This window comes from Amaricoccus sp. (assembly GCF_017993425.1).
Classification (GTDB): Bacteria; Pseudomonadota; Alphaproteobacteria; order Rhodobacterales; family Rhodobacteraceae; genus Amaricoccus.
In genome coordinates, this window is record NZ_JAGOMQ010000100.1 from 1 (window position 1) to 2,604 (window position 2,604).

General features: G+C 69.7%; 2 protein-coding genes. One reads left to right on the top strand and one right to left on the bottom strand.

The annotated features are described in order from the left end of the window. Nucleotides 1-60 precede the first annotated feature (60 nt). Nucleotides 61-1,008, bottom strand: a complete 948-nt coding sequence (locus tag KBB57_RS20075) for a LysR family transcriptional regulator (protein ID WP_290754191.1) — start codon at nucleotides 1,006-1,008, stop codon at nucleotides 61-63. A 77-nt stretch (nucleotides 1,009-1,085) separates the two neighbouring features. Here KBB57_RS20075 and KBB57_RS20080 point away from each other — a divergent pair, with 77 nt between their 5' ends. Next, nucleotides 1,086-2,585 (top strand): CoA-acylating methylmalonate-semialdehyde dehydrogenase, encoded by a 1,500-nt coding sequence (locus KBB57_RS20080; protein ID WP_290754193.1) that lies wholly within the window; start codon nucleotides 1,086-1,088, stop codon nucleotides 2,583-2,585. Nucleotides 2,586-2,604: the final 19 nt, after the last annotated feature.

The window sequence follows — 2,604 nt, forward strand, 5'->3', positions numbered from 1 at the left end:
TTCATGAGCAAAATTACGCAAAAATTCGTGCGTCCATGACGACAGGCAGCCCATAATCCCTCAAGGCAACTCGTCGAGTACCCGCCCCTGCTCCCCGTCGAAAGCCGAGGCCTCGCGCCGCACGGCCTCGGTCAGCCAGTCGGCGGCGGCGCGCACCCGGGCGACGTCGCGGAGGTTTTCGTGGATGGCGAGCCAGTACGAGCGCATCGCACGGAGGTCGGGCAGCACCCGCACGAGGCTACCCTCGCGACACGGCCCGATGGCGAGATAGTCATGCAGCGCCCCGATCCCCGCCCCGGCCTTCACCGCCTCGACCTGGCCGATGGCACTCGTCAGCTCGACGCTCGAGCGCCAGTCTCGCAGGAATTCGGCCGCGTAGTTCAGCGCCGGCGCGGCGATGAGATCCTCGACATAGCCGACCAGCCGGTGCTCCGCGATCCCCGCCGCGTCCACCGGCGCCGGCCGCTCCGCGAGGTAGGCCGGGCTCGCGTAGAGCCCGAGCGTATAATCCGTCAGCTTCCGCGCCACGAGCCGGCCCTTCTCCGGCCGCCCGACCATCACCGCCAGATCTGCTTCGCGCCGCGACAGGGAGAAGCCGCGCGGCGTCGGCACCAGCTGCGCCACCAGCGCCGGATGCCGCTCGGCGAGCGTTGCCAGCCGCGGCGCGAGAAAACCGACACCGAATCCGTCCGGCGCGCCGATCCGCACCACCCCGGCCGCCGCCGCCCCGGCACCCCGCAGCCGCGCCTGCGCCCCGAGCATCTCGGTCTCGACCCGCTCCAGTGTCTCGAAGAGCTCGGCGCCCGCGTCGGTCAGTTCCGACCCATGCGTGCGCCGGGCCAGCAGCTTGGTGCCGAGCGCCGCCTCGAGCGACGCCATCCGCCGCGACAAGGTCGCCTGATTGACCCCGAGCGTCCGCGACGCCCCGAGCATCTGCCCCGCCCGCGCCACCGCGAGGAACATCCGGGCATCGTCCCAGTCGAGCGACTTCAATGTGGATTGTTGCATATCAGTTCCGCGTTTTCAGCGATTGCTCCGCGTATTATAGGATGCGATCTCACCCCTGACACAAGGAGGAAACACCGATGACCGATCTCACGCATTACATCGGCGGGAAACCCGTCTCCGGCGCGTCCGGGCGCTTCGCCGACGTCTTCAACCCCGCGACCGGTGCCTCGGAGGCGCGCGTGCCGCTCGCCACCACCGGGGAGGTGGACGCGGTCGTCGCCGCCGCCAAGGCCGCCTGGCCGGCCTGGGCCAAGACCCCGCCGCTGCGCCGAGCCCGCATCCTCGACCGCTTCAAGTTCCTGCTCCAGGAGAACGCCGACCGGCTCGCCGAGCTCATCTCCGCCGAGCACGGCAAGACCCACGACGACGCCCTCGGCGAGGTGACCCGCGGCCTCGAGGTCGTCGAGTTCGCCGTCGGCATCCCGCATCTGCTGAAGGGCGAGATCACCGAGAACGTCGGCACCAACGTCGACAGCCATTCCCTGCGCCAGCCGCTCGGGGTCGTCGCCGGCATCACGCCGTTCAACTTCCCCGTCATGGTGCCGATGTGGATGTTCCCGGTGGCGCTCGCCTGCGGCAACTGCTTCGTGCTGAAGCCCTCCGAGCGCGACCCCTCCGCGCCGCTCCTCATCGCCGAGCTTCTGACCGAGGCCGGCGTGCCGGCGGGCGTCTTCAACGTGGTGAACGGCGACAAGGAGGCGGTGGACGCGCTGCTCGACAACCCCGACGTCAAGGCGGTGAGCTTTGTCGGCTCGACCCCGATCGCGCGCTACATCTACACGCGTGGCACCGCGAACGGAAAGCGCGTCCAGGCGCTCGGCGGCGCCAAGAACCACGCGATCATCATGCCAGACGCCGACATCGACATGGCGGTCGGCGCGCTGATGGGCGCGGCCTACGGCTCGGCCGGCGAGCGCTGCATGGCGATCTCGGTGGCGGTGCCGGTCGGCGAGGAGACCGCGAACCGGCTGATCGAGAAGCTCGTCCCGAAGATCGAGGCGCTGAAGATCGGCCCGGCCGCCGACCGGGCCTCGGAAATGGGTCCGCTCGTCACCGCCCAGCACCTCGCCAAGGTGCGCGGCTATGTCGATCAGGGCGAAAAGGAGGGCGCCAGGGTCGTCGTCGATGGCCGCGGGTTCAAGGCACCCCAGGGCTACGAGAACGGCTATTTCATCGGCGGCACGCTGCTCGACGAGGTGACGCCCGACATGACGGTCTGGAAGGAGGAGATCTTCGGACCCGTCCTCGCGATCGCCCGCGCGGCGAACTACCAGGAGGCGGCCGAGCTCGTCGCCGCGCATGAATATGGCAACGGCGTCGCGATCTTCACCCGCGACGGCGACAGCGCCCGAGCCTTCGCCCACGAGGTCGAGGTCGGCATGGTCGGCGTCAACGTCCCGGTCCCGGTGCCGATGGCCTTCCATTCCTTCGGCGGCTGGAAGGCCTCGCTCTTCGGCGACCACCACATGCACGGGCCCGAGGGCGTGCGCTTCTACACCCGCCTGAAGACCATCACCACCCGCTGGCCGACCGGCATGCGCGCCGAGGCCGAATTCGTCATGCCCACGATGGGCTGATCGCCCGAGACGGGGTGAC